Genomic DNA, 18,949 nt, shown 5'->3' with positions numbered 1-18,949 from the left:
GGTGCGAGGTTTCGTAGTTCATAATCTATCCTGATCGTACAAAGTCACACTGAATTAAAATTAGCTTAGCAGATTGGAAACCTTCTCTCTTCATCGGATAGGACAGATCGGGAACGAAGCCAACTAATTTGTCGTTCCCGGCAAAGACCCGGAATGGGTGTTTCCAAAAACAAGGCAGTCTTGAATCAGCGTACCGATTGTTTTCGCATATGCTCGATCCATTCGTCGAAGGAAACACGAGGCACATACCCGATCTGATCCTGTGCATATCGGGTTGAAACCTCTGGCTGACCGGCAAAAAGTCTGCGTCCCGCCATGTCAGGCATCACGGGCCGGGGTTTTGCCAGCCGGGCCTGAACGGACCGTGCCCAGTCTGCGGCGGCCTCGACCCGGCGGCGCCCGACAAGGCGGCGCAGATGCGCGCTGAGCTGCCCCGCCAGAGAGGGGCCTGCGGGCGCATTGCCATTGGGCGACGGGGGCGGGGCCGGGTTCGCAGCCGGATCAATCCGCACCTCTCCGCATCTGGCAAGGCGGGCATAGCCTTCGAAAAACGTCTTCCACCCCAGCGTGTCCGGTCCGCTGATCAGGTATCGCTCGACCCCGGTCCGGGGTGATGAGGCCGCGCGCAGGGCGGCCTGTACCACGTCATCGACATGCACGGCCGGGCATTGTCCGGGCGGGTCGGGCAGGATGATGCCGCCCCTGCGCATCATCGCCAATGGCCCGTTGGTCCAAAGTGCACTGCCGGGCCCATAGACGATGGTCGGCTGCAAGATGGCGGCGTCGCATTTCCCCTGCAACAGTCTCTGTTCCATCGCAATTTTGGCACCGCGATAGCTTTGTACATCTTCCGGCGTGATCGGGTTGCGTTCGGTGATCGGCCCGTTGGGCCAGCTGTCATAGACCACGGCGGAACTCAGATGCACGATACGGTTGCAAGACCCGTCTTCGGCGGCTTTGGCAAGCGCGTCGAAGGCTGCAAGGTTGTCCGCGCCGGAGGCCCGGAAATCATAAGCCAGATGAAACAGAGCCGCCGCACCGTCCAGCGCCTGCGTCAGAGCCGGGCCAGGGTGCAGCGGGCAAACCAGTGCCTTTGCTCCGGCCTGTTCCAACGTGGCAGCCCCGTGGCGTGTGCGCAGCAAGGCGGTCACGTCACATCCCAGTTTCAGCAGCGCATCGATCAGGCGCCGGCCGATAAAGCCGGTGGCGCCGGTCACGACCACGCGCTGGCCTGCAAGCCCGTCGCCGGGGCGGGGGTCCACGTGTTTTTCGGTCATGTCCGCAGGTTCAACATTCTTAATGCGTTGTGCAACAATTCAGCCCTTTTTCCAAAACTGTGCAGGCCCGGCCTGTCAGCGCACCATAGCGGTATCTACCATTTGGTGGCCACCGATCCCTATGCTAAGCCTGTGGCATTAGAGTGGATTCTGTTGGTACGAGGGTTTTTCATGCAAATTTTGATCACGGGCGGGGCCGGTTTTATCGGATCACATCTGGCCGAGCGCCTGATTGGCAATGGGCATGAGGTGACGGTGCTGGATGACCTGTCCACCGGATCGCTGCAAAACCTGTCTTCCGTTCAGGATCATTCCGCCTTTCGTTTTGTCGAAGGCAGCGTTCTGGATGCCACATTGGTCGAGGAACTGGTCGGGGCTGCTGACGCGGTGTTTCACATGGCCGCCGCGGTCGGGGTCAAGCTGATCATGGATCAGCCCAGCCAGTCGATTGCGACCAATGTGGACGGCACGCAGAACGTGTTGCGCGCGGCCCTGCGCCACAAGCCCCTGGTCTTCATCGCCTCCAGTTCCGAGGTCTACGGCAAGGCATCGAAGTTCCCGTTCAACGAGGATGACGACCTAACGATTGGCGCCACAAGCATTCTGCGCTGGTCTTATGCCTGCGCCAAAACGCTGGATGAGTTCATGGCACTGGCCTATGCGCGCGAGGTTGATCTACCGGTGATCGTCCTGCGCTTTTTCAACACGACCGGTCCGCGCCAGACCGGGCGTTATGGCATGGTTGTTCCGAACTTCATCGAAGCGGCGCTGACGGATCAGCCCATTCAGGTTCATGGCACCGGCGAGCAATCGCGCTGTTTCAGCCATGTGGCCGATGTGATCGAGGCGCTTGTGCGTCTGCTCGATGTCCCCGAAGCCCGGGGGCAGGTCTTCAATATCGGTGGTGAACAGGAAGTGACGATCCGGGGGCTGGCCGAAAAGGTCATCGCGATGACGGGCTCAACCTCGGAAATCCGGCTGGTGCCTTACGAAGAGGTCTATCCCGAAGGGTTCGAAGACATGGCCCGCCGTCTGCCCGATGTGTCCAAGCTGCGGCGGTTCACCGGGTTCAGCCCGGCGCGCACGCTGGATGATATCATCGCCGATATCATGGCCGAGAAACGCGCCAAAGCCTACGCATGAAGAGCCAAACACGATGACACCGGGACAAAGAGTTGAAAAGCTGGTGCGCGACACCGCGACCGTGCTGCTGCCGGACCGGCTGCGCAAATGGATCCGTAAACAACAACGGTTGCACAATCTTCAGTCGGTGCCGGTTGGGTCGGTCGATTTCGGCGGCTTACGGCGATTGTCGCCGATCAGTGCCGTGTTCGGGCAGGATCGCGACCTGCTGACCATCGAACGCCATTACATGGAAGAATTCCTGCAAAACCACAGCGACGATATCCGTGGCCGGGTTCTGGAATTCGGCGATCCGGCCTATACGAAGAAATTCGGCGGTGACCGGGTCACGCAGGCGGATGTACTGAGCTATGTCGAGGGCAATCCACAAGCGACCATCGTGGCGGATATCACCGATGCGCCGCATATTCCCGACAACAGTTTCGACTGCATCATCATCACCCAGACCCTTCAGATGATCTTTGAGGTCGACAAGGCGATTGCAACGCTGGAACGCATTCTGAAACCCGGTGGCGTGGTGCTGTGCACCTCGCATGGGATGACCCGTGTGGCGCGGCGCGAAGGCGTGGATGACTGGGGCGAATACTGGCATTTCACCAGCCAGTCCAAGCGCCGCCTGTTCCGGGCAGTCTTCCCGGCAGAGAATGTCGAGGTGTCGACCGTTGGCAACGTCTTTACCTGCATCTGCAACCTGCATGGCCTTGGGGCCAGTGAAATTGCGCCCGAAGAACTGTCCACCCATGATCCTAACTATGAAATGCTGGTTCTGGTCCGGGCAGTAAAGGCGCAGTGAGCGATCTTGTCATAGGGTCCGGGCCTGCCGGGGTTTCCGTCGCCCGGGCCTTGCTGGCGCGAGGGCGAAACGTCACGATGCTGGATGCCGGGGTGGAACCAGGGCCCGGGGTCACGGACCGGGTGCAGCAGATGTCTCGAACACGCGCCGAAGACTGGAGTGCCGAGGCGCGTACAGCCTGGATGGAGCCTCAGTTTCAGGCCCTGGAGGGCGAGGTGTGGCGCTATGGATCCGGTTATGCGCTGGCCTCACCTGCGCGTACACTGGCGGAAGGGGCGGATTGGTTTGCTTTGCGCGCGTCGCGGGCGGCGGGCGGGCTGTCCAATGTCTGGGGCGCTGCGGTTTTGCCGTATCGGCAGGCGGATATCGACGACTGGCCCATAACGACCGATGATCTTGCCCCACATTACAGCGCGGTGGCGGACATAATGCCTGTGTCCGGGCAAAAAGATGGGCTGCAAGACCTCTTTCCCGCCTGCGATATGACAGGTCGAACTCCCATTCCGCCAACCGCGCAGGCCGAGATGCTGCTGGCCCGGTCCAGGCAGAAGGCGAAGGCATTGCAGGGGGTGGGAATGCATGTCGGTCTTGCGCGTCAGGCGGTTGGACCGGGATGTCAGACCTGTGGATTGTGTCTGCACGGGTGCCCGTGGTCGTTGATCTGGTCGGCTCGGCAGGCGCGTACAACACTGCAGGCAGAGCCGGGCTTTACTTACCGCGCGGATCACGTGGTGCGGCAGGTCCGCGAGGAAGGCGACGATGTTGTCGTCACTCTGGCAGATGGCAGCGACATCCGCGGAAATCGGGTGTTTCTGGCCGCCGGAGTTCTTGAAAGCGCGCGCATCCTGTTGGCGTCACCCGGCTTGCGGGGCAAGGAGCTGGTGTTGAAAGACAGCCAGCAGGCCTTTCTGCCGATGCTGCACCGCTGGCGGGCACCCAGGCGGCCCGATGTTTTGCCCTATCAGACGCTGCCGCAGCTTTTTGCCGAACTGGATGACCCGACCGTGTCGCGGCAACTGGTTCACGCGCAGATCTATACCTGGAATGAATACTATGCCCGCGATCTGAAACAGAACTATGGCCGCCGGATACCCGGCAGCGGGCCGCTGCTTGAGGCGCTGGCCCGACGTCTGATCGTGGCGCAGGTTTTCCTGCATTCCGATCATTCGCATGAAATAGCCTTGCGTCTGGCAGAGGATGGGCGGTTACGCCCGGAACTGAACGAAAACCCCGCAACCGCCGAGACAATGCGCGCCGCGCTTGCGCGCTATGGCCGGGCCTTGCGGGGGCTTGGTCTGACCAGCCTGTCTTTTGCAGCGCGGTTCGGGGCACCGGGGGCCAGTTTTCATGTCGGAGGTGATCTGCCGATGTCGGATGACCCGGGCCCGGGTGAAAGCGATGTGCTGGGGCGCCCGCATGGCGCGACGCGCATTCACGTCGTTGATGCCTCTGTCCTGCCGACTATCCCCGCGACGACAATTACATTCAGTGTGATGGCGAATGCCCACCGGATCGGAACGCTTGCACCCGAAGCCTGACACTCAGTTGATGGGCAGCACCCTGCTCAGCCCGCTTCGCACGCCGCGCATCAGCTTGCGGGCCGCCAAATAGGCCCCGCCGCGCCCGGCAAGATGAGCCTGCCAGCGGGCGATGTCGGTGAAATAGAACATCTCGAGCCGCGGCAGGTCGTGGATGTCATCTTTCGGTCCGGCCACGCCCAGACGGGTGCCGACCGAGGTGTCGTAGTGCCGGGCAATCTGTGCGCGTACATTCGGGTTCGACGCGCCATAGGGCGGGGCGAAATGCCGGACGGGTTGACCAAGCCGGGCGGCAATATCCTGACCGGATCCGGTGACTTCATCCTCCAAGGTCTCTGCATCCAGCGTCGAGAGATCGGGATGGCTGACACTATGTGCGCCAAAGCTGACCCCTTCCGCTGCCAGCGCCTTGACCCTGTCCCAATCCATCAGCGGGCGGGGCGGGATGTTGCCCCCGGCCCAGCTGTCGGTGCCACCCATCAGGCCCGAGGGCAGATAGACGATCGGGCAGAAGCCAAGTTCGCGCAGGATCGGCCAGGCGGTATCGGCGAAATCCTGGAACCCGTCATCGAAGCTGATGATGACCACACGGGGGGCAGGCGGGTTAGCCAGCGCGTCCGGCGTCACCACCGGCAGGTCGGACGCCGCCAGCGCCCGCATCTGTGCCGCAAAGATGTCGGGTGCGATCGAGGTTGGCCCCGGCGCGTCCGAGATCGAATGATACATCAGGATATCGGCCTGCCAGGCGGGCATGGTCAGTCTTCCACCACATGGGTGGCAAAGACCTCACGATAGCTGTTCCATTTCGCGCGGTCGATATTGCCCTTGTCGTCGATGCAATCCGCCGCGCCATAGGCCATGGCAAATGCGTGGTGCGTATTATCATGGGCGAACAGGCCCTGCCGTCCAAATACGAGCAATCCGTCCAGATTTGAGAGCCACTGATCAACCGTATCGAACCGGTCTTCATAGCCCACATCGTAGACCGGATAGGCATGGCTCAGCCGCCGGGTTTCGCAGCGGCGCACCGGCACGGTGACGGGCAGGCCCAGTTGCCCCAGCCATTTGGTGAATTCTTGTCCCAACTCCTCGTCGGACATGGACCACCATTTTTCATCCGGGTCGCAGGGCAACTCGGCACACAGAACGGTGACGCCCTTCGGCGCGCCACTGGCGTTATAGTTCTTGGGCTCGGACATGCGGCTGATCGGGATCGACAGTTCCGGGAAATAATGCGCATCGAACTCGGTGAACTGGTCTGTCTCCAGCACCAGATACAGCAGGATCATGCCGCGGAAGCGGATGGCGCGGGCGGCCTCGACCACCTCTGCCGGAGGGTCGCTGATCAGGCGCGTCAACCCGGTCAGCGGGATGGTCGACAGGATCAGATCGCCGGTCAGGTGCCGCTCGCCCTCTTCGTCGCGGATCGTCAACCCGGTGATGCGATTGCCGGCCCGTTCGATGGCGGTGATTTCGGTATTGAACAGGAAGGTGGCGCCATTGGCCTCGGCACTGTTGCGCATCGCGTCCGAGATTTGCCCGAACCCCTTGCGCGGATAAAAGAACCGCCCCGCCGTTTCACTGCGCAGCCCCGGCAACAGGCGCAGCATCTTCATCAGGATCTTGCCGACCGATCCGCTGCCCACCCGACGTTCGGCCAGTTTCACCGCCAGCTTGTCCGGATCCAGACCCCACAGCTTGCGCACGTATGGGAAATAGAAATTGTCCGAAATTGTCGGCCCCAACCCGTCATAGAGCACGGTCGAGAATGTCTCGGGGCCTTCGCTTTTCTTGCGGAAGGGTTTCAGCACCATGTCGCCGATCAGCGACGCGGCAAAGGGTTTGGGCAGGCGCATCAGCGCATCGGTCAGTTTCAGCGGAAAGTGAATCCATTTGCCGCCCAGCCGGATGCGCCCGTGGCGGGGGCGCAGCAGCAGATCGTCACCCAGCAGGGATTTCACATCGGCCAGAACCTCGGGCTCTGCCGCCGGATGAAACCTGTGCGAGCCGTAATCACAGATCACGCCCTCAATCGGGAATGAGGCCGAATTGCCCCCGGCACTGGGCGCGCGTTCGATCACGGTCACTTTCGCCTGCCCGGTCAGGGCATGGGCTGCGGCCAGACCGGCCGGCCCGGCGCCCAGAATGATGATATGGGGTCTTTCAGTGCTGCCATCTGAAGGGGAGACATCCGTCACGTGTGCATTCCTTTACTGCTTCAGAAGGTTTGTATCATGCCCAATCAGGGTCTGAGATGCAGCCGTGAGATCATGTCGGCGATCAATCCCAATGACCAGATCATGATCGCAGCAAGGAACGCGAACACCGTGGTTCCGCTGAGGTTCAGGTAGGTGAGGTCGATAATGAACTTCACAGTCCCCAGAGCAAAAAACACCAGCCCCATAGGGATGAAAACCCGCAGCGGATTGAACAATGTGCTGATCCGCAAGATCAGGATAATAAAATTGATGAAGTCGATCGGCCGGATTTTCGATTTGCCCACCCGCTTGCCGTATTCGATCGGCGTATAGATCATCCGCTTGCCGTTCGAGGTCATGCACAGCGTGATCGTGGTGGTGAAGGAAAAATTCTGCGGCAAGAGCGGCAGGAACGGGATCAGCTCGGATTTGCGAAACACCCGCAGGCCGGAATTCAGATCGTTGATCTTGCGCTCGGCCAGGAACGAGGCAAAGGCGAACAGGAATTTCTTGGCGGGCCGGCGCAGCAGCGGCACGTTCTTCATCGCCGCGCCCCGGTCGCCCACGACCATGTCCTGATCGCGGCACATGGCCAGCATTCCGGGCAGGTAGCGCGCGGGATAGGTGCTGTCGGCATCCAGAATGGCCACATATTCATGCTGCGCCATCCGCACCCCGCGCTTGAGGCTGGCGCCATAGCCGGAATTGACATCATTGAAGGTGACGGTGGCACCGCTGGCCTCGGCCTCGGCGCGGGTGTTGTCCTGGCTGGCATCGTCCACCACGATGATCTCGTAGGGAATGCCCAGCGGTTCGAGATGGGTGCGCACGTCCTCGACCGTGTGGCGGACGGCGTTTTCCTCGTTATAGGCGGGGATGACCACGCTCAGGCTCATGCCGGCGGTTTCCGATGCGATCAGCTCTTCGGGTGTGGTGCTGTTCGTTTCCATCGGCTCTGCGACTTTGTTCATGAAAATGAAAACCTTTTATTCACTCAATAATCCCTGCCCCAGCCCCCGCTGCAAGAATTGCGTGGCGCCTGGAACATGACGGGCATAATTCCCTGTATTGCGTATAGTATTCGAACACGTACAGACTGAACATAGACAATAAATTTGACCAAATTCGACCGTTAAGGCGTCAAGTTTGCAATTGCGCATACTGTGCACAACAGGTGTGAGTGTTTGAGCCATGTGTCCATCGGCACTTGGCGGGGTTCGGGCAACAGGAAGGAAACGGGTGTCAGGGCGGCAGAGTTTCAGCAGCGGAGTTGCCTGGATGTCGGCCGGTATCTGGGTCGAGCAGGCGTTCAATTTCATCATTTTTGCCATTCTTGCCCGTATTTTAGGGGTCGAGGCCTTTGGTCTTCTGGCGATGGTTGCAGCCTTTGTGCTGTTTTCCGAATTCCTGGTCCGTGAAACGATTTCCGACATTCTGCTGACCCATGAGGCGCTGTCACCAGAGCGGTTGAACTCGGTTTTCTGGCTGTTGGCGCTGCTGGGGGGCGTGTTGACGGTTGTGCTGTATCTGGGGGCGGGGCCGGTCTCATATTTCTACAATGAGCCGGTTGCGCGCGAATTGTTGATCGGATTGTCCCCAACGGTGCTGATGATTTCACTGACGGCGGTGCCGGTTGCGATCCTGCGCCGGGAAATGCGGTTCCGTGTTCTGGCCATCCGTGCAGCGCTCGGCGCGGCGATCGGAGGGGTCGTGGGCATAGGCATGGCGCTGGCGGGATACGGGGTCTGGAGCCTGGTCGGTCAGCGGCTGGCGATGACGGCCACCAATATCGTGATGGCCTGGGGGGCGGTCTCCTGGCGCCCGGCACTCCATGCGTCACGGGATCACATGCGCAGGGTCTTGCATTTCAGTCACCGGATTCTGGGCCTGCGCGCGGCCGAACTGGCTGCGGTGCAATCGCCTGCGGTGATCATCGGCGCGATGCTGGGGCCGGTTCCGGCGGGGTATTACGCAATCGCCTGGCGCGTGATCGAGACCGCCTCGTTCCTGATTATCACACCGCTGCGCACCGTGGCGCAGCCTGCCTTTGGTGCGGCGGCGCGCGATGGTGGTCCGGCGACGGATTTGCTGATCGACGTCATGCGCCTGACCGGGTTTCTGGCCTTTCCGGCCTTTGCCGGGCTGGCCGTTCTGTCGGAACCGGCGCTGGTGCTGCTGTTCGGTCAGAAATGGGCTCCGGCGGCTCCGGTCCTGAGCCTGATGTCGGTGTTTGGCATGTATCTGTGTGCCGAAAAGGTGCAGCAGACCTTTTGTCTGGCGGCCGGTCAGCCCGGTCGTCTGGCGGTTCTGTCCTGGGTCGAGGTGGCGCTGGCGGCGGGGGTGATTGTGGTGCTGGCCCCGTATGGGTTGCCGGTCGTCACAGCCGGTTTTGTAGCCGTCTTTCTGCTGGTCTGGCCGCTCAAATTTGCCAATCTGGGGCATATTGCCGGGCTGTCCGGGCCGGCTTTGATGCGGCAGCATCTTGCGCCGCTTCTGCTGTCAGGGGGGATGGTGGCGGCAGTGCAGGGGGTCATGTGGCAACTGGACAGCCTGTCCCCGGCTTTGCTTTTACTTGCCGGCACGGTGACGGGTGTTCTGGCCTATGGTTTGCTGGCTTTTCTGTTCCTGCGGGACAGGCTGCGCCTGCTGGTTTCGATGCTTGGGCCGCAAGGCGGGCACCTGCCTGCGGCTGACACTCAAGGAATTGAGAGATAGATGAAATCGTTACGCATTTTGATGTTCACCACATTTTATCCCCCCTATTCCTTTGGCGGTGACGCCATCGGCATTCAGCGCATGGCGCGGGCGCTAGTGGCGCGCGGGCACGACGTGACGGTGGTGCATGACGAAGACAGCTATCTGATTCTGGGCGGCAAACCGCAGCCCGAAGGCACCCCTGACGGGGTGCGGCGGATCGGGCTGCGCAGCCGCAACGGCATGATGTCGAACCTGCTGACCCAGCAACTGGGCCGTCCGGTTGTCCATGCTGCCCGCATCCGCGAGTTACTGGCCGAGCGGAAGCCGGATATCATCTGGCACAACAACACATCCCTGATCGGCGGCCCCGGCCTGTTGCCGATGGGCGAGGGGTTGAAAATCTATGAAGCGCATGAACACTGGTTGGTCTGCCCCACCCATGTTCTGTGGCGGCATGGGCGCGAGCTGTGCGATGAGCGCCAGTGCCTGCGCTGCGTGTTGCAGCACAAACGTCCGCCGCAGCTCTGGCGGTATACCGGTGCGCTGGACCGGGCGCTGGATCACATGGATCTGATCATTGCCAAAAGCGAATTCAGCCGCGCCAAACATCGTGAATTCGGCCTGCGGCAGGACATGCAGGTGCTGCCCTATTTCCTGCCCGACCTGGATCAGAGCGCCTTGCCGGAACCGGCGGCGCAGGAACGCCCCTATTTCCTGTTTGTCGGGCGGTTGGAAAAGATCAAGGGGTTGCAGGATGTGTTCCCGGCCTTTGACCGCTATCCCGACGCGGATCTGCTGATCCTGGGTGATGGTGACTATGCGGATGAGTTGAAGGCACAGGCCGCAGGCAATGACCGGATCAAATTCCTGGGCCGCAAGACGCCGGACGAGTTGAACGCTTACTATCGTGGCGCACTGGGGCTGATCGTGCCCTCGGTCTGTTATGAAACCTTCGGCATCATCCTGATCGAAAGCTTCCGGCTGGGCACGCCGGTGATCGCCCGGCGGCTGGGTCCGTTCCCCGAGATCGTGGAGCGGGCAGGGGGCGGGGAACTGTTCGAAACCGAAGATGATCTGATTGCAGCCATGCGCCGTTTTCAGAACGGAGGTGCCGCGCGGGATCAGATGGCAGCAGCGGCGCGGCAGGGGTTTGAGACGCTCTGGCGTGAAGATCAGGTATTGGGCCGGTTCGGCGCGGCTTTCGCGCAGGCCGCGCATCGTGCAGGGCGGGCCGATCTGGCCCATGCCTTGGAAGCTGGTGCTTTCGAGAACGGCGCATCGGGCTGACCGGGGGTTATCCCCGCCCGGCCAGTTGCCGATACAGCTTTTCAAACCCGCTATGCACATGGGCTGGCGAGAACCTGTCTTCTGCACCGCGCGCCGTGGCATTGGCGCTTAGCCGGTCATATTCGGCGCGGTCGATGCAAAGATCGCGCAGCGCCTGAGACAGGGCATCAAGATCATCGACCGCACACAGGCGCCCGACATCGCCATCCACCAATTCACGCACACCGCCGCAATCGGTGGCGATCACCGGCAGCCCGGCGCGGAACGCCTCGACAATTGAAATCGGCAGGGCCTCCCACCGGGAGGTCAGCATATAAAGATCCGAGGCCGCGAGATAGGTGGCGACATCCGAGATCACCCCGGGGAAACGGATGATGTCGGAAACCCCGGCCTGTTCGGCCCAGGCTTCGACCTGGCCGCGCTGCACGCCTTCGCCCCCGACGACGATCCGCAGACCGGGCAGATCCTGCCGCACACGCCGGGCCACTTCGATCATCGCGTCGAGGCCCTTTTGGCGGTCCAGACGGGACAAGGACAGAACCAGATGTGTGCCATCTGTGCCCAACAGTTCGCGCCGCAGGGCATCCGCAGCTGCCGGATCGGCGGGCGGGTTGGGACGTACCCCCAAAAGCATCACCCGCGCCTTGTCGGGATCGACCTGGCGTTCCAGCAGGGATTGCATGACGGTTTCGCTGGGGCAGATCGCCAGATCGGCTTGCTGTCGGCAGGCGCGGGCCACCGCGTTGAGACGGTCGGGCGACGAGCCGTGATAGGTCATCACAATGGGAATTCCCATTCCCAGACTGGCCAGACGAGCCGTCAGAAGCGGGGCGGTTTCATGCGCATGGATGATATCGACCTTATGGTCCTTGAGCGCCCGGCGCAGGGTCAGGGCCGAACGTACCAGCCAGTAAAGCCGCGTCACAAGGCCAAGCTGGCCGTTGGCAGCGTGATCGCTGACACGGTCGAACCGCAAGGGCAGAAACAGACTACCATCCTCGGGGGCAGTGGTTTTCCCGGGAGTTCCGGCTTTGATTACCTTGTGCCCATGTGCCATCAGCGAGGTGCTGAGGTCATTGATATGGCGTTGAATGCCGCCCCCGAAAGAGAAGAAGGAACAGGTCTGCAGGATACACAACCCGGCGGACTGAGTATCCCGGTTGATTAAAGGCGGCGGGGCTTCGCTTACCAAAGGGGTCGTCCTAGGCGGAAGGTGGCGGTTCTTGTGTCTGTATCCGGTTTTTGCAGATGGGCAACGATGGTGTTTTCCATGTCCGAGGGCAGTAGCTGAAAAGATGCTATGGCAGTCTCGCCTGTTTGCATGACCTCACGCGACTGCACCTCGTTCCCATTGAATTCGATGGATACGGTTTCGACATTGGGCTCGCTGATCCGCAATTCGATATCCAGGGGGGTGTCACGTCTGAGTGGTGCGTGCATGAGCATCCAGACCACCGAGGGCGGCGCATCAACTGCAAACGCGCTGGTTTTAGAATGGGATCCGGGGCCGAAGCGGAGAACAGCAACCGCTATGATACCCATCATGAGCAGCAAATACGCCCACCGGGTCCATCCCATGCCTCGCCAGATCCGCCTGATCGGACCGAGATGCGCCGCTTCGGGGGCAAGTCGGCCTGCAAAAATCAAAGCGCCGGTGACGGCGAGGCAGGTCGTAATCAGCCCGAGGACGATCCACAGCGCCATCGAATATGCCTCACCCCAGGTGCCGAAATGCAGCATGTTCATCAAAGGCTTCCAGTAGGCGAGCCCGCTAACCTCGCTTGGGGTGTAAGCTCCCAGAACCTCAAGCGTCACGGGATCAATCGATACGTTACTTGGCCCAAAAAAAACCGAATGCCCTGCGACATGTCCGGTGAACCCGAAAGAACCAGTTGGTTTATCTGGTAGGAACATGATGAAAGGCTCGAATCCGGGCAAGGCTTGGCGCGCGTGCGCTTCGGCCTGATCGATAAGGTCTGAACCGAAATTGGCTGGCAGGACGGTTTCACGTGGGACGGGTGGTTTGGGCTGTGGCTGGGTGCCTTCATACCCCAGGCTGCCCAATAGGAAATAGAAACTGGTCACGGCGGTCAAAATCAGGAGTGGCGCTGACCATAGAGCTGTCAGCCGGTGTGTACTGCCCGCCCATGCGCGCAATCCGGAAGCGTGGCTGGGCCAGCGGAAAAACCCTTTCCAGAAACGCCGATAGGTGATGAAGCCGCTGATGATCTGAAACAGCAAGATCACGGATGTTGCGCTGACCAGCATGAACACAGCCCGCTTTTCGGTCAGGAAAGTATCATGCAAGTCTCGCAGGATTTCGCGAAACCCATTGGGCCGCGTCTCACCGACGATGGTACCGGTTACCGGGTCTGTCCAGAAACTGACATTCTCTCCCCAACCCGTGCGACCAAAAGTGCGATCCGCAAACCAGGGGGTTGGACGCTTGATCATCAGAAAAACGCCACTCTCGGGGTGGGTCTCTTTGATGCCGTCATAAATCATGCCGAAGCTGGCGGTGCGCTTTTCCTTGTCGATCGTGTTCCAGATGTCCGGGCGGCCGATTGATTCAAGTTCGAGCCCGGCGACAAGCAGTGTGCCGGTCAGAAACATGAATGCGAAGAAAAGCGACAGATGCAGTCCCAGCCAGGTGTGGAGTTTGAAAAGTGAATTGCGGATTTTGCGGTTCATCTGAATGTTTGTCTGTCTACAATGTCTGGGAACACTAAACGCAGTAATCGTTCGGGAAACAATGGCAAGATAGCCTTGTCGCAGAAGAAGGGCGAATTTGACTTTTGATGTTGCGATGCGCGCTCGTTATTCCATGGTATTCCTTTAGGTTAGGTGTTGTGCGAATCCCAAGCTTCGCGGGATGGTACAATTATACCCAGGTATTGGTGGGGTAAGCGGTGCTGTTTGATGTTAAATAGAGCTATGAAAACCGTTTCTATTGTTTCTCCATGTTTCAATGAAGAAGACAACGTGGCGAATTGTTATGAGGCCGTAAAGTCGATTTTCGACGAGAAGCTGCCGGGCTACAGGCGCGAGCATATTTTCATCGACAATGCTTCCTCTGACCGCACCGTAGACATTCTGCGCGAGATTGCCGCAAAGGACCAAGACGTGAAAGTTGTGGTCAATGCCCGTAATTTCGGGGTGTTCCGGTCAACCTTCAACGGATTGCGCTATGCAACCGGTGACGGGGTCGTCGTCATGCTGCCCGTTGATCTACAGGATCCGCCCGAGCTGATCCCCGAGTTCGTTGAATTGTGGGAAAGCGGTTACGATGTGGTGGCTGGTGCCCGCAGCACCCGCGAGGAGGGGTTTGTAATGCGCAACGCACGCGGCCTTTTCTATCGGATCGTCAATGGCCTGTCGGATGTCTGGCTAGAGCCATCGGTCGGAGAGTTTCAGTTGATTGATCGCAAAGTGCTGAAGGCGGTTTTGGCACACAAGGATCACTATCCCTATATCCGCGGAATCATTGCAAGTTGCGGTTTTCGCCGGATCATCAAGCCTTATGTCTGGCAGGCGCGGAAAAACGGTTTGACCAAGCATAGCCTGATGGCGCTGACGGATCAGGCTCTTAACGCAATCTTTTCCTTTACGCGTGCACCCATGCGGTTCTGCACGATCAGCGGGCTGGTGATCGCCGCAGCATGTATTCTGTTTTCTCTAATTTCCGCAGTGCTCTTTTTCATCAATCCCGACCAAGCGCCGCGCGGGACAACAACCATCATCGTTTCCCTGTTTTTTCTTTCAGGGATTCAGATGCTGTTTATTGGGATGCTCGGGGAGTACATCACATCGATCCATAATCAGGTGCGAGGTGGTCCTATCGTTACTGAGCAAGAACGGATCAATATCGAAGGCCCAGCTTTGGATCCCGCACTGAGTAAAGACGAGCACTTGGCGTGATTTTATGCATGAAACGGGGATTTCTGTGCTGTCTTGCACTGGGATCTGTCATCTGCACAGGACCTGCATTGGCTGCTGACGCCCCTGTCACCAATGCGACGTTGGTTGAGCTACGCTGGTGGTTTTTCGGCATGTTCGCCGGCTCTTTGCTGTTGCTGAGCTTTTTTTGGGCACGTGGGCAGGGTCTGTTTGGTTTTCTGGCCGCTCTGGTTCTTTTAGGCAGTTCCGCCAGGTTGAGGCTGACACAACCCCTTTGGTTTCCGAGGTTGGATATCTCGAGCAATCCGCCTGAAAATCTGATCATGCTGATGATGCTGGTAGCACAAGCAGTGCTGACGGGCGCTGTTCTGATGCGCCCTTCAGGCAGGGAGGCCGTCAGGTATCTTTTTACCAGAGCGGGGCTTGCCCGACTGTTTTTTCTGATGGTTCTGGTCGCGGTTTTCTGCCTGTCTGCAACACCTTATGTGGCCTATGGCTATTATGTGGCTTTTGGGTTGCAGATCGGCGTCGGCGGTGCATTATCTCTTGTTCAGATGGCCACGCTGGTCTCCATGTTCGCCGTGGCGGGTCCTGATTGCATGCCGCGCATACCGGTGTCCGCTCTAGCGGTTTTTACAGCGGTGGCCAGCGGCATTCTTGCATGGACGGCGTTCGACCGGGTTCCCCATGTCGAAGATGAGCTGGCTTATCTTTTTCAGGCACAGACCTTTGCGGCTGGCACGCTCTGGGCTCCGGCCCCGCCCGAAGCGGCACACCCCGCGCTGGAATATTATCTTCTCGAAATACATGAGGGCAAATGGATCAGTGTTCCGGCACAGGGCTGGGCCATCGTTCTAAGCCTTGGGGTTCTGATCGGGGCGCCATGGATGATCAATCCGATCCTGACCGGGATATCGGTTTGCTTGGCCCATGAAATTGTCCGGCGGGCCGTCAGCCGGGAACGCGCGGATATGGTCGCGTTGCTTATGGCAACCTCACCTTGGGTGCTGGCTGTTGGGGCCACGCTGATGAACCACGCGCTTATGCTAGTGACGATCTTACTGGCTTGGTGGTGTTTAATCCGGGCCGGAAAGGGGGTTCGTCGGGCGGTATTATTGGCATTTGTCGCCGGGTTGGCCTTGGGATGGGGGTTTGTCACCCGACCGTTAGACGGGTTGATCGTGGGTGGTCTGACTGGCTTGTGGTTGCTACGCCGACTGCCCGGCGGGATTGGGCAGGTGCTTGCCTGTGGTATCGGGGGTGTCTTGTCCGCGTCTGCCGTTTTTCTGCTCAACTACGCGATCACGGGCGATCCGTTGTTGACCGCGCAAGCCGACTATCTCAGTCGCCTGTGGCCGGACACGCAAAACGCATTTGGGTTTGGCGAGAATGTAGGCCCGCCTGCCCAGAGCTGGGGTGCGCTGGATATCTGGATCGGACACAGCCCCGCCGAAGCCGTGTTGAACCTGATCAATGCGATTGCATCGCTCAACTTTGAGCTTCTGGGCTGGACATTCGGATCTCTGGTTCCGATCTGGGTTCTTTTGATCTGGGGTAAAAGGCTGAGCGGTTTCGACCGGGCGATGTTTGTGGTGTTAGTGGCGCTTGTCGGCGTGCTGTTCTTTTATTGGTTTACGGGCACATTCTATCTTGGCCCTCGGTACTGGCATACGGCATTATTGCCAATTCTGGTTCTCTCAGCTGCTGGGGTCGAGGCAATCAATGACCGGTTGCCCGAACGGCATCGTGGCCGCCTGCAGTGCGTCATCCTATTGCTGTGTGCGGTGTCTGTTGTCAGTTTCACCCCATGGCGGGGGGTGTCGAAATACAATGGATATGGTGGCTATACCGGCGACATAAGACGGCAGGCTGCCGGGCTTGGAAACGCTCTGGTCTTTGTCTCGACACAGGGCGATATCGGGTCTGCACTTTATCTCAACGACCCGTTCCTGCCCGAGGGCAAGCCGATTTTCCTGCGCGATATGGGCCCCGAGCAGAACGCAGACATCATCGCGGCCTTCCCGGGCCGCGACGTTGTCTATCTGGGGGATGAGGAATAGGCCCGGGGCCTATTCGGCTGCATGTCGGTTTTCGCCTGTCACGAAGTCGCGCCGGAAATCATTGGCAAACATCGTTCGGGTAAACCGGCCGAGCCCCGAGGCATGCTCGCCAAAGGTTTCGATCCGTGACAGCAGAGTTGTTTTAACGCGTGGGTCGACCTGCGTCTGGAATTTGCGTGGCGCGTCGAACTGATGATCGGTCAGGGCGCCCTCATATCCCGAGTTCCGCCAGGCCTCGACATCAAAGGATGAGCTCCAGATCGGTTCGTGCTCCAGAGTTTCCGAGAAGGGCACATGCAGCATCACGGCACTGTAGTAGTTGATGATTGTATCCAGCATCGCATGAGCTTCGTGATCACCTTCATCCAGCAGGTCTGAGATGGCCCGCTTCAGGAAAACAAGCGCTTCGTCCAGTACAATGAACCGGCCAATCATCGAGTATTTGCTGAGCAGATTGCCCCCCAGTTCACCGCTGATCAGGTCATCGTAATTGTCCTGAGCCCAAGCCACGCAATCGGCGCGGGTTTCAAACAGCTCAGCCTGGTTCTCTTCCAGATAACCAGCCAATGCATTGCGGAACGGCTCCGGTGCCTGATCCAGAATCTTTTGCATATGTTTGATGATCTGGAACGGTCGGATGTCCAGAGAACGCGCCAGCCGGAAGGCTTCTTCGAAATTGTCTTCATAATAGAAGATTGTCAGAAGCAGATGGAAAACACGGGTGTCCAGATAATCCTGGAACGAGAAATTCTCGGACTGGACCACCATTTCCTCGGTCTCGACCACGGTTGGCCCGGTATATTTGCCCAGGCATCGGGCAACGACCCGGTGCAGGGTTTTGAACCCGAATTTCTCGCGGCTGTCAGGATTGGCCAGTGGCGCGCCATGCAGCAGCATCAATTGGTGTGCCGCCACCCGGCTGACACCGGTTTCGATCAGCTTGTCGACAGCATCCATAAAGGATTCCTTGGTCTCACCCGGCATGCACAGGATCAGCTCGCCATAGGATTGCATGCCCTTTGAATGCAGCTCCTGCTGTACCTCGGCATAGGTGTCCAGGCTGATATTGTCGCGTTTGATGTTCTTCAGAACTTCCGGATTCAGAGACTGAACCGACGAGGTCATCGGCAACCGGCCCTTGGCCTTGCGCATCACCTTGATGATCCGGTCGCCGCGGTTCTTGCCCGTGGTTGTCCGGATGTATTTGGGCCAGTCGTACCGATCCATCAGATGGCCCAGGTAATCGGCCACCTCTTCGTCCTGCACATACATGCCGAAATTGTCATCCGCAAAGCACAGCGGGCTGGCATGGTTGATGCGGGCGACGATGTAATCCAGATCGGCCTTGGTGCGTTCAAACGAATGGCGGAACACCTTCGAATTCGATTTGACCGCCGAATTGCAGAACGCGCAGGTGAACGGGCAGCCCCGTGCCAGCTGCATCAGTGCAAACAGGCCGGTGTCGAAGAACTTGTCCATCAGCCCGGCCAGATAGGGCGAGGGGATTTCATCCAGATCGCGGATGCGGGGCGGCTCGGCCCCGCGCAGGATCTCTCCGGTTTCGGGGTGCACGTAAAGCGCGCCATCGACGGCCTCTTCCCACATGCCTTCGCGTCGGGCGCCGACATCGATGAAGCGTTGCAGCGTGCTGAGGAAAGCGCGCTCGCCCTCATAGGTGGGGCCGCGCACATGCATGTCGATCTGTGGCATGGTCCGGATCCAGCTGTCCTGTTCTTCTTCGGTCAGTGGAAAGTTGGGGCCACCCATCAGGGTCAGGCTGTCGGGGTTAACTGCCTTGGCATAATCGGCAAAGGACAGGGCCAAGTGGTGGTTCCAGGAATAGCTGGAAAAGCCGATTACATCCGGGGCGGCCGTGTCGATTGCGGTTTTGAGTTCTTGGGGATCACGGAAGATCGCGACCTCGATCGGTGCTGGGCTTTTCGCATAGGCCTGGGCGAAAGTCGCAAGATTTCCGACACCCAACGGGTAGGTGTCCGATGTTGCAGTAACGAGGTTGTGGCCGAGATCGGCAAGGTAAAGACGCATTAGTTAACTATCC

14 protein-coding genes are annotated in these 18,949 nt (G+C 59.3%); 7 read left to right on the top strand and 7 right to left on the bottom strand.

The genetic code is table 11. The annotated features are described in order from the left end of the window. Window positions 1-185: 185 nt before the first annotated feature. The gene (locus tag GS605_RS19515) at window positions 186-1,277 is read right to left on the bottom strand and encodes an NAD(P)-dependent oxidoreductase (protein WP_171725046.1); all 1,092 of its coding nucleotides are present in this window, start codon (window positions 1,275-1,277) and stop codon (window positions 186-188) included. A gap of 171 nt (window positions 1,278-1,448) precedes the next feature. On the opposite strand from GS605_RS19515, the gene GS605_RS19510 reads away from it, so the two are divergent. The 3 genes from GS605_RS19510 to GS605_RS21300 are packed head-to-tail and all read left to right on the top strand — an operon-like array spanning window position 1,449 to window position 4,751. Beyond that, window positions 1,449-2,420, top strand: coding sequence for an NAD(P)-dependent oxidoreductase (locus tag GS605_RS19510; RefSeq protein ID WP_171725045.1), 972 nt, complete (start codon window positions 1,449-1,451; stop codon window positions 2,418-2,420). A gap of 13 nt (window positions 2,421-2,433) precedes the next feature. Continuing rightward, window positions 2,434-3,213, top strand: a complete 780-nt coding sequence (locus tag GS605_RS19505) for a methyltransferase domain-containing protein (RefSeq protein ID WP_170347056.1) — start codon at window positions 2,434-2,436, stop codon at window positions 3,211-3,213. Further along, complete coding sequence (locus GS605_RS21300) at window positions 3,210-4,751, top strand: GMC oxidoreductase (RefSeq protein ID WP_171725044.1); 1,542 nt, start codon at window positions 3,210-3,212, stop codon at window positions 4,749-4,751. The genes GS605_RS19505 and GS605_RS21300 overlap by 4 nt, the downstream gene beginning before the upstream one ends. Window positions 4,752-4,754: 3 nt before the next feature. Here GS605_RS21300 and GS605_RS19495 read toward each other — a convergent pair whose 3' ends face one another. Genes GS605_RS19495 through GS605_RS19485 form a run of 3 tightly spaced genes read right to left on the bottom strand, consistent with a single transcriptional unit; the run spans window position 4,755 to window position 7,920 of the window. Continuing rightward, window positions 4,755-5,504: a polysaccharide deacetylase family protein gene (locus GS605_RS19495; protein ID WP_171637947.1), complete on the bottom strand. Its 750-nt coding sequence runs from the start codon at window positions 5,502-5,504 to the stop codon at window positions 4,755-4,757. Between the two features lie 2 nt (window positions 5,505-5,506). Beyond that, window positions 5,507-6,949 carry an FAD-dependent oxidoreductase gene (locus tag GS605_RS19490; protein WP_171725043.1) on the bottom strand — a complete coding sequence of 481 codons (1,443 nt, stop codon included), beginning with the start codon at window positions 6,947-6,949 and terminating at the stop codon, window positions 5,507-5,509. 44 nt (window positions 6,950-6,993) lie between these two features. Then, window positions 6,994-7,920: a glycosyltransferase family 2 protein gene (locus GS605_RS19485; RefSeq protein ID WP_171725042.1), complete on the bottom strand. Its 927-nt coding sequence runs from the start codon at window positions 7,918-7,920 to the stop codon at window positions 6,994-6,996. Between the two features lie 307 nt (window positions 7,921-8,227). On the opposite strand from GS605_RS19485, the gene GS605_RS19480 reads away from it, so the two are divergent. Both GS605_RS19480 and GS605_RS19475 read left to right on the top strand, forming a co-directional pair. Beyond that, a complete protein-coding gene (locus tag GS605_RS19480) occupies window positions 8,228-9,664 on the top strand; it encodes a lipopolysaccharide biosynthesis protein (RefSeq protein ID WP_171725041.1) in 1,437 nt (478 codons plus the stop codon). Next, on the top strand, window positions 9,665-10,933 hold the full coding sequence (locus tag GS605_RS19475; RefSeq protein WP_171725040.1) for a glycosyltransferase: 1,269 nt from the start codon (window positions 9,665-9,667) through the stop codon (window positions 10,931-10,933). It abuts the gene before it with no gap. A gap of 7 nt (window positions 10,934-10,940) precedes the next feature. Here the strand turns inward: GS605_RS19475 and GS605_RS19470 are convergent, their stop codons facing one another. Continuing rightward, a complete protein-coding gene (locus GS605_RS19470; RefSeq protein ID WP_256369033.1) occupies window positions 10,941-12,071 on the bottom strand; it encodes a glycosyltransferase family 4 protein in 1,131 nt (376 codons plus the stop codon). A 47-nt stretch (window positions 12,072-12,118) separates the two neighbouring features. Further along, window positions 12,119-13,624, bottom strand: coding sequence for a PepSY domain-containing protein (locus GS605_RS19465; protein WP_171725038.1), 1,506 nt, complete (start codon window positions 13,622-13,624; stop codon window positions 12,119-12,121). Between the two features lie 156 nt (window positions 13,625-13,780). Here GS605_RS19465 and GS605_RS19460 point away from each other — a divergent pair, with 156 nt between their 5' ends. Together GS605_RS19460 and GS605_RS19455 are read left to right on the top strand one after the other, a co-directional pair. Continuing rightward, entirely contained in the window at window positions 13,781-14,851 is a 1,071-nt protein-coding gene (locus tag GS605_RS19460) for a glycosyltransferase family 2 protein (protein WP_216600266.1), read from the top strand. 8 nt (window positions 14,852-14,859) lie between these two features. After that, window positions 14,860-16,890, top strand: a complete 2,031-nt coding sequence (locus tag GS605_RS19455) for a glycosyltransferase family 39 protein (RefSeq protein WP_171725037.1) — start codon at window positions 14,860-14,862, stop codon at window positions 16,888-16,890. 9 nt (window positions 16,891-16,899) lie between these two features. Here the strand turns inward: GS605_RS19455 and GS605_RS19450 are convergent, their stop codons facing one another. After that, window positions 16,900-18,936, bottom strand: coding sequence for a B12-binding domain-containing radical SAM protein (locus GS605_RS19450; protein ID WP_171725036.1), 2,037 nt, complete (start codon window positions 18,934-18,936; stop codon window positions 16,900-16,902). Window positions 18,937-18,949: the final 13 nt, after the last annotated feature.

This window comes from Ruegeria sp. HKCCD7559 (genome assembly GCF_013110575.1).
Lineage (GTDB): Bacteria > Pseudomonadota > Alphaproteobacteria > Rhodobacterales > Rhodobacteraceae > Ruegeria.
The sequence above is the reverse complement of the archived record's forward strand: the minus strand, read 5'-3'. Positions and strand labels throughout refer to the sequence as shown.

Excerpts from the sequence above, each read along its gene's own strand:
- GS605_RS19465 (WP_171725038.1), bottom strand. The coding sequence starts at position 13,624 with ATGAACCGCAAAATCCGCAATTCACTTTTCAAACTCCACACCTGGCTG.
- GS605_RS19450 (WP_171725036.1), bottom strand. The coding sequence starts at position 18,936 with ATGCGTCTTTACCTTGCCGATCTCGGCCACAACCTCGTTACTGCAACA.
- GS605_RS19515 (WP_171725046.1), bottom strand. The coding sequence starts at position 1,277 with ATGACCGAAAAACACGTGGACCCCCGCCCCGGCGACGGGCTTGCAGGC.
- GS605_RS19475 (WP_171725040.1), top strand. The coding sequence starts at position 9,665 with ATGAAATCGTTACGCATTTTGATGTTCACCACATTTTATCCCCCCTAT.
- GS605_RS19480 (WP_171725041.1), top strand. The coding sequence starts at position 8,228 with ATGTCGGCCGGTATCTGGGTCGAGCAGGCGTTCAATTTCATCATTTTT.
- GS605_RS19505 (WP_170347056.1), top strand. The coding sequence starts at position 2,434 with ATGACACCGGGACAAAGAGTTGAAAAGCTGGTGCGCGACACCGCGACC.
- GS605_RS19510 (WP_171725045.1), top strand. The coding sequence starts at position 1,449 with ATGCAAATTTTGATCACGGGCGGGGCCGGTTTTATCGGATCACATCTG.
- GS605_RS19455 (WP_171725037.1), top strand. The coding sequence starts at position 14,860 with ATGAAACGGGGATTTCTGTGCTGTCTTGCACTGGGATCTGTCATCTGC.
- GS605_RS19485 (WP_171725042.1), bottom strand. The coding sequence starts at position 7,920 with ATGAACAAAGTCGCAGAGCCGATGGAAACGAACAGCACCACACCCGAA.
- GS605_RS19495 (WP_171637947.1), bottom strand. The coding sequence starts at position 5,504 with ATGCCCGCCTGGCAGGCCGATATCCTGATGTATCATTCGATCTCGGAC.